We start from the raw sequence: 6,939 nt of genomic DNA, 5'->3' as shown, positions 1-6,939 counted from the left end.
CTCACCCCAAAACGCTCTAACCGCATGGCTCAGCGCTTTCCCTAAGACCATCAAAACCCAATGAGTCGTGTACTGTGGATTCAACGAAACGCCATCCCGCTCTAGCAGAAAGCAGCAGGCACGATTTCGAGTTTCATCCTCCCTGCAGCACCCGCCAGAGGGCGGGTGCTTTCGTGTTTCCGGCAAGCAGGCTCAGGCCTTGAAGAACGCCAGCAGGTCGGCGTTGATGACATCCGCATGGGTCGTTGCCATGCCGTGCGGGAAACCCTTGTAGACCTTGAGCTCGCCCTTCTTGAGTAGCTTGACCGAAAGCAGCGCGGAGTCCGCGATCGGGACGATCTGGTCGTCGTCTCCATGCATGACCAGCACCGGCACGTCGATCTTCTTCAGGTCCTCGGTGAAGTCGGTCTCCGAAAACGCCTTGATGCAGTCGTAATGCGCCCTGGCGCCACCCATCATGCCCTGGCGCCACCAATTGTCGACGACGCCTTCGGAAACCCGGGCGCCGGGACGGTTGAAGCCGTAGAACGGGCCGGCCGGCACGTCGTGGAAGAACTGGGCGCGGTTGGCCGCCAGCGCAGCCCGGAAACCGTCGAAGACCTCGATCGGCAGGCCGCCGGGATTGGCCGGCGTCTTCAGCATGATCGGCGGCACCGCACCGATCAGCACGGCCTTGGCGACGCGTCCTTCGCCGCCATATTGCGCGACGTAGCGCGCCACCTCGCCACCGCCGGTCGAATGGCCGACATGGATGGCGTCCTTGAGGCCGAGATGCGCGGTGAGCGCGGCCACGTCGGCGGCATAGGTGTCCATCTCGTTGCCGGTATCGGTCTGGCTCGAACGGCCATGGCCGCGCCGGTCATGGGCGATGACGCGGTAACCCTGTGCCAGGAAGAACAGCATCTGGGCGTCCCAGTCGTCGCTGCTCAACGGCCAGCCATGGTGGAAGACGACAGGCTGGCCAGTCCCCCAATCCTTGTAGAAGATCTGCGTTCCGTCCTTGGTGGTGATCGTGCCGCTGCCCGAACCCGACTTGGTCTGCGAGGTCATCTCAATCTCCTTTTATCGATGTCACGATAAACAATATCGCGATAACTATCTCGTAACGGAGGTCGGGAGCCTTGTCCATGAAATTATTTATCGCGATATCATTTTTCGTGGTATGCAATAGATGCTCAGTCGGCAAAAGGAATGCGCCGTGCCTCTCCCGTTGGACAATCAGCTCTGCTTCACGCTCTACGCCACCAGCTTGGCGATCAACCGCACCTACAAGCCTATGCTGGACGAGATGGGGATCACCTATCCGCAATATCTCGTGCTCAATGCGCTGGGAGAGACGGACGGCATGTCGGTGGGCAGCATCGCGCATCGGCTCGCCCTCGAATCGAGCACCATCACGCCGCTGGTGAAGCGAATGGAGCAGGCTGGGCTTGTCACCCGCCAGCGCAGCCAGACGGACGAGCGCCAGGTGCAGGTCGACCTGACCCCCGGCGGACGAGCCTTGCTCGTCCAATGCAATTGCCTGAACGAGACGCTGATCGAGCGGTCAGGCATGAAACTGGCTGAACTCGATGCCTTGAACCGGCAAATCCAGGCGTTGCGCGACGCGCTGAACGGCGGCCTGGCGGTCGACGCCGTCTGAGATGTGCTGAAAAAGAGAGCGGGCGCGACCGGACAAGCTGCGTCCCGGGCGCCTTGGACGGGCTCAGGGATGCCAGTCACGCCTCTATCTTGACCGGCGGCAGTTGCGGCGCCTCCAGCTCCTGGAATGGGTCGCGCCAGGCGTCGATCGCCTCCAGCCGGCCGTACCAGCGCCGGATCGCCGGGTAGTTGGCGAGCGGCAATCCGGCGACGTCGTTGAAAGGCAGGAACGTCGCCATGCGGAAGTCGGCATAGGAGATGGAATTGCCGACCAGCCACTCGCGTCCCGAAAGCTCGGGCTCGAGGATCGCCGCGGCTCCATGGAATTGCCTCAGCCCCTCCTCGACCAGCGCCTGGTCGATAGGACCGAGCCCATAGCGCTGCTTGGTCCCGCGCTCGAAATGCACCATATCGCAGGCGAAAGCGAACCGTTCCTTGCCCCAGCTGATCCAGCGGATCATATCCGGCTCGTCATCCCCGCCGCGCCAGAAATCCGAGCGAACCTCGCGCGAAAGCCGGCAGGCGATGGCGTCGGCCTCCCACAGGCTCCATCCCGATCCCACCAGTATGGGCAATGTCAGATTGGGGTTGAGCACGCGATGGCGTTCGGCCTGCCCCGGCGCCATGGGCGATGCGAACTCGAACGCGATCTTAGCCTTGAGATGGCGCGCCGTCGCGACCGCGAGGCGAGGATTGGGATTGCGGCTGAACAGCAGTTTCATAGTTGGTCCCCTTGGGATGGTTACATGCCGCAGGACGACTGAGATCCGCTCGATCCTACATTCGCGCAAATCGGATTTCCGGCTTATGCTTTCGGTGCTGGAACCCGCCCCGCAAGCCTTCCAGCCCAACCGCTTGCGCCTCTCGCCGCCTTCCGCTATAGAGCCGCCACCCGCGTAGACACCCTTGGAGGCAACGCGGAGGAAGGCCGGCCAGGCCTCGCATGATCCCCAGACGCATTTGGATCGCCAAACGCATCGGACAGATCGTGCAGGCCGCGACGGCTTTCGACGTTTACGGTTGGCCTCGTGCTTGCCGCAAGCGCTCCATAACACGCGAAAGGAAATGCCATGAGCCACGATGCTTACGAGCTCAAGGCCGAAGCGCGCGAACAGGTCGGTAAGGGGTCCGCCCGTGCAGTTCGTCGCAACGGTAAAGTGCCTGCAGTGATTTACGGCGACAAGCAGCCTCCCCTGGCGATTGCGCTGAACTACAAGGACCTCTTCTACAAGATCCACGGCGGCGGGTTCCTGACCACGATCGCCACGATCGATGTCGACGGCAAGAAGATCCAGGTCCTGCCGAAGGATTTCCAGCTCGACCCGGTCAAGGATTTTCCTGTCCATGTCGACTTCCTGCGCATCGGCAAGGACACCGAGGTGAATGTCGACGTGCCTGTCCACTTCATCAATGAGGACAAGTCGCCTGGCATCAAGCGCGGCGGCGTGCTCAACATCGTTCGTCACGAAGTCGAGTTCCACTGCCCGGCCAATGCGATCCCGGAATTCATCACCGTCGATCTCACCGGCACCGACATCGGCGATTCGATCCACATCTCGGCGGTCAAGCTGCCGGCCGGCGTCAAGCCGGTCATCTCCGATCGCGACTTCACCATCGCGACCGTTGCCGGCTCGTCGGCAATGAAGCCGGAGACGGAAGCGACCAGCGAGGTGGCTGCGGAAGAGACGGCGGCTCCGGCGGCCGAAGAGAAGTAATTCTCCAGGCCGGATGATTTCATCCGGCTCTAGATCAAAGAAATAGAGCATGATGTTTTCCGAAAACCGCTTCACACTTTTCGGCATCATGCTCTAGTCCGGAGGCGGCGATGCTTGTCTTTGCAGGCCTCGGCAATCCGGGCGCGAAATACGAAAACAACCGGCACAATGTCGGCTTCATGGCGGCGGACGCGATTGCCCGCCGCCATTCCTTTTCCCCCTGGTCGCGAAAATTCCAGGGCCTGATCTGCGAAGGTACGCTCGGCGGCGAGAAGGTGCTGCTGATCAAGCCGCAGACCTTCATGAACCTGTCCGGACAGTCGGTCGGCGAAGCGATGCGCTTCTACAAGCTTGAACCGGCCGCCCTCACCGTCTTCTACGACGAGATCGACCTTGCCGCCGGCAAGCTCCGGGTCAAGGTCGGCGGCGGCTCCGGCGGCCACAACGGCATTCGTTCGCTCGACCAGCATGTCGGCAACGCCTATCGCCGGGTGCGCATCGGCGTCGGCCATCCCGGCGTCAAGGAGATGGTGCACGGCCATGTGCTCGGCGATTTCGCCAAGGCCGATCGCGAATGGCTCGACGTCCTGCTCGACGCCATCGCCGACGACGCCGGTCTGCTGGCCAAGGGCGACGACAGCTCGTTCATGAACCGCGTCACGCTGGCGCTCCGCGACAAGCTTGTGCCGACCGGCGATGACGACCGCCCGCCGCCCAAGCCGCCGAAGCAGCAAAGCCATGTCCGCCAGGCGCGCCCGCAGCAGCCGGCGGCAAAACTTCCCGAAAGCGGCCCGATGGCCGCCATGCTGAAGAAGCTGTTCGGAAAAGACTAAAGCGCGTCGCGTCGAAACGGGTTCACGCGACGCGCTGTAGGTCGTTGCTTGATGCATGTCGTTGTCGCACTTCTGCGCGACATGCATTAAATCATCGGGCCGCTCCCGATCGGATCGGCAGGAGCCGCCGATCGCGGAGACGCCTCGAATTACATGGCGCCGACGGCCATGCCCTTGGTCGTCTCGTCGATCGCATCCCTGACCAGCGCGATGGCCTTGAGACGATGACCACCCTTGTCGGGAATGGCGACCTGAAGCTGGTTGAGCGCCGTTTCCAGGGCTGCAAGCGCCCGGCTCATATGCGGCTGGCCGGCGGCTTCGGCTTCAGTGGCGGCAAGCGCTGTCGCGCCAACGGCGACTGCGGCGCCCGCAACTCCAAGCGCCACGATGTTGCGTAGACTGTCACGACGGGACAGATTGAAATCGGCCATGTCAGAATTTCCTTTGCTCGAGACTTTGTCGTCCATGCGACCGGGCCAAGCTAGCGTCAAATTGCGACGCCCTCGCTAAACGAACCCCTGATCAAGCCGCTTGCAAACCTCGCCCAGGCACTGGCGACGCCGGCTGCCGTCTTCGAAGGGCTTGACGTTCGTCACCCCTATCGCCCATAGCCCTCACCAAAATCGAATTCCGACAGGACTGGACGAACATGGGTTTCAAATGTGGCATCGTTGGCTTGCCCAACGTCGGCAAGTCGACGCTGTTCAATGCGCTGACCAGGACGGCCGCCGCGCAGGCCGCCAACTATCCTTTCTGCACCATTGAGCCGAATACCGGCGAGGTGGCGGTGCCTGACCCGCGCTTGCAGAAGATCGCGGCGATCGGCAAGTCGAAGGAGATCATCCCGACCCGCATCTCCTTCGTCGACATCGCCGGCCTGGTGCGCGGCGCCTCGAAGGGCGAAGGGCTGGGCAACCAGTTCCTCGCCAACATCCGCGAGGTCGACGCCATCGTGCACGTGCTGCGCTGCTTCGAGGATGACGACATCACCCATGTCGAAGGCCGCATCGACCCTGTCGCCGACGCCGAGACGGTCGAGACCGAGCTGATGCTCGCGGACCTCGAAAGCCTCGAGCGCCGCATCGCCCAGATCCGCAAGCGCGCCGCAGGCAAGGACAAGGAAGCCATGGCGGTCCTGCCGATGATGGAGGCCGCGCTCGACTTGCTGCAGGCCGGCAAGCCGACGCGCGTCCTGCTCAACGGCATCGCGGCGGAGGACCTGCGCATCCTGCAGGGGCTGAACCTGCTCACCTCGCATCCCGTTCTCTATGTCTGCAACGTCTCCGAGGCGGACGCCGCCACCGGCAACGAGCACACCAGGGCGGTGGAGAAGATGGCGGCCGCGCAAGGCGCCGGCACGGTGGTGATCTCGGCGGCGATCGAGGCGGAAGTCGCCCAGCTTTCCGACGAGGAGGAAATGGAGTTCCTTGCCTCGATCGGCCTCGACGAGCCCGGCCTCAACAAGGTGATCCGCGCCGGCTACGAGCTCCTGCATCTGATCACCTATTTCACCGTCGGACCGAAGGAGACGCGCGCCTGGACGATCCACAAGGGCGATAAGGCGCCGCAGGCGGCCGGCGTCATCCACACCGACTTCGAACGCGGCTTCATCCGCGCCCAGACGATCGCCTACAACGACTTCGTCACGCTGGGCGGCGAAGTAGCCGCCAAGGAAGCCGGCAAGGCGCGCGACGAAGGCAAGGAATATGTCGTCCATGACGGCGACATCATGCTGTTCAAGTTCAACACCTGATCTCCAGGGAGACCCGGCGATGATAAAAACCTTCGTCGTCGACAATGATCGCCTGCGCCTCACCGAGGACCTTGCGGCCGATGGCGACAGGATCGTCTGGGCCGATCTCTTCAACCCGACCAAGGAGGAAGAGGCGCGCATCGAGAGCTGGCTGGGCATTGCCATTCCGACCCGCGAGGAGATGGAAGAGATCGAGATTTCGAGCCGCCTCTATATCGAGGATGGCGGCTACTTCATGACCGCCGTGCTGCCGGCGCAGACCGAGGCGGACGATCCTTTGATGTCGCCGGTAACCTTCGCGCTTGCCGGCAAGAGGCTGATCACCGTCCGCTACCACGAGCCCAAGGCCTTCAAGACCTTCCCGCAGCGCGCCGAAAAGGTGGCGACCGGCTGCACCAGCGGCGACACCATCCTGATCGGGCTTCTCGAGGCGATCGTCGATCGCCTGGCCGACATCCTCGAGCGCGCCGGCCGCGAGGTCGAAACGATCTCGCGCGACATTTTCGAGGCGCGCTCGACCAAGGCCTCGAAGCGCAACCGCGATTTCCAGGAGCTCCTGAAAGGCATCGGCCGCAAGGAGGACATCGCCTCCTCGGTCCGCGACAGCCTGATCTCGCTGCAGCGCCTTGCCGGCTTTCTCGCTCATGTCGCTGACCAGACCAAGATGAGCAAGGATGTGCGCGCCCGCATCAAGACGCTGTCGCGCGACGTGCTCTCGCTCGCCGACCACGCGACTTTCCTGTCGCAGAAGATCTCCTTCCTGCTCGATGCCACGCTCGGCATGATCTCGATCGAGCAGAACGCCATCATCAAGATCTTCTCGGTCGCCGCCGTCATCTTCCTGCCGCCGACGCTGGTCGCCTCGATCTACGGCATGAACTTCGACATCATCCCCGAGCTCAAATGGGAGTTCGGCTACCCCTTTGCCATCGCCCTGATGGTGGTCTCGGCCATCCTGCCCTTCTGGTATTTCCGCCGCCGCGGCTGGCTCTGACGG

8 protein-coding genes are annotated in these 6,939 nt (G+C 62.9%); 5 read left to right on the top strand and 3 right to left on the bottom strand.

Annotated elements, in window-relative coordinates:
- Positions 1-192: 192 nt before the first annotated feature.
- Positions 193-1,050, bottom strand: a complete 858-nt coding sequence (locus FJ414_RS18380) for an alpha/beta hydrolase (RefSeq protein ID WP_140645770.1) — start codon at positions 1,048-1,050, stop codon at positions 193-195.
- A 148-nt stretch (positions 1,051-1,198) separates the two neighbouring features.
- On the opposite strand from FJ414_RS18380, the gene FJ414_RS18375 reads away from it, so the two are divergent.
- Positions 1,199-1,642 (top strand): MarR family transcriptional regulator, encoded by a 444-nt coding sequence (locus tag FJ414_RS18375; protein WP_140645769.1) that lies wholly within the window; start codon positions 1,199-1,201, stop codon positions 1,640-1,642.
- 76 nt (positions 1,643-1,718) lie between these two features.
- On the opposite strand, the gene FJ414_RS18370 is transcribed toward FJ414_RS18375, so the two are convergent.
- Entirely contained in the window at positions 1,719-2,363 is a 645-nt protein-coding gene (locus tag FJ414_RS18370) for a glutathione S-transferase family protein (protein WP_140645768.1), read from the bottom strand.
- A gap of 348 nt (positions 2,364-2,711) precedes the next feature.
- Between FJ414_RS18370 and FJ414_RS18365 the strand changes: the two genes are divergently transcribed.
- Together FJ414_RS18365 and pth are read left to right on the top strand one after the other, a co-directional pair.
- A complete protein-coding gene (locus FJ414_RS18365; RefSeq protein WP_140645767.1) occupies positions 2,712-3,356 on the top strand; it encodes a 50S ribosomal protein L25/general stress protein Ctc in 645 nt (214 codons plus the stop codon).
- A gap of 110 nt (positions 3,357-3,466) precedes the next feature.
- Entirely contained in the window at positions 3,467-4,189 is a 723-nt protein-coding gene (pth, locus tag FJ414_RS18360; RefSeq protein ID WP_140645766.1) for an aminoacyl-tRNA hydrolase, read from the top strand.
- A gap of 149 nt (positions 4,190-4,338) precedes the next feature.
- Here the strand turns inward: pth and FJ414_RS18355 are convergent, their stop codons facing one another.
- Positions 4,339-4,620, bottom strand: coding sequence for a hypothetical protein (locus FJ414_RS18355; RefSeq protein WP_140645765.1), 282 nt, complete (start codon positions 4,618-4,620; stop codon positions 4,339-4,341).
- Positions 4,621-4,838: 218 nt separating this feature from the next.
- Between FJ414_RS18355 and ychF the strand changes: the two genes are divergently transcribed.
- Positions 4,839-5,942 (top strand): redox-regulated ATPase YchF, encoded by a 1,104-nt coding sequence (gene ychF / locus FJ414_RS18350; RefSeq protein ID WP_140645764.1) that lies wholly within the window; start codon positions 4,839-4,841, stop codon positions 5,940-5,942.
- 19 nt (positions 5,943-5,961) lie between these two features.
- Entirely contained in the window at positions 5,962-6,936 is a 975-nt protein-coding gene (gene corA / locus FJ414_RS18345) for a magnesium/cobalt transporter CorA (RefSeq protein ID WP_140645763.1), read from the top strand.
- Positions 6,937-6,939: the final 3 nt, after the last annotated feature.

The sequence above is a fragment of the Mesorhizobium sp. B3-1-6 genome (genome assembly GCF_006439555.1).
In the GTDB taxonomy this organism is placed as follows: Bacteria; Pseudomonadota; Alphaproteobacteria; order Rhizobiales; family Rhizobiaceae; genus Mesorhizobium.
Note: the sequence above shows the minus strand (reverse complement) of the source record. Positions and strands in the feature narration are given on the sequence as shown.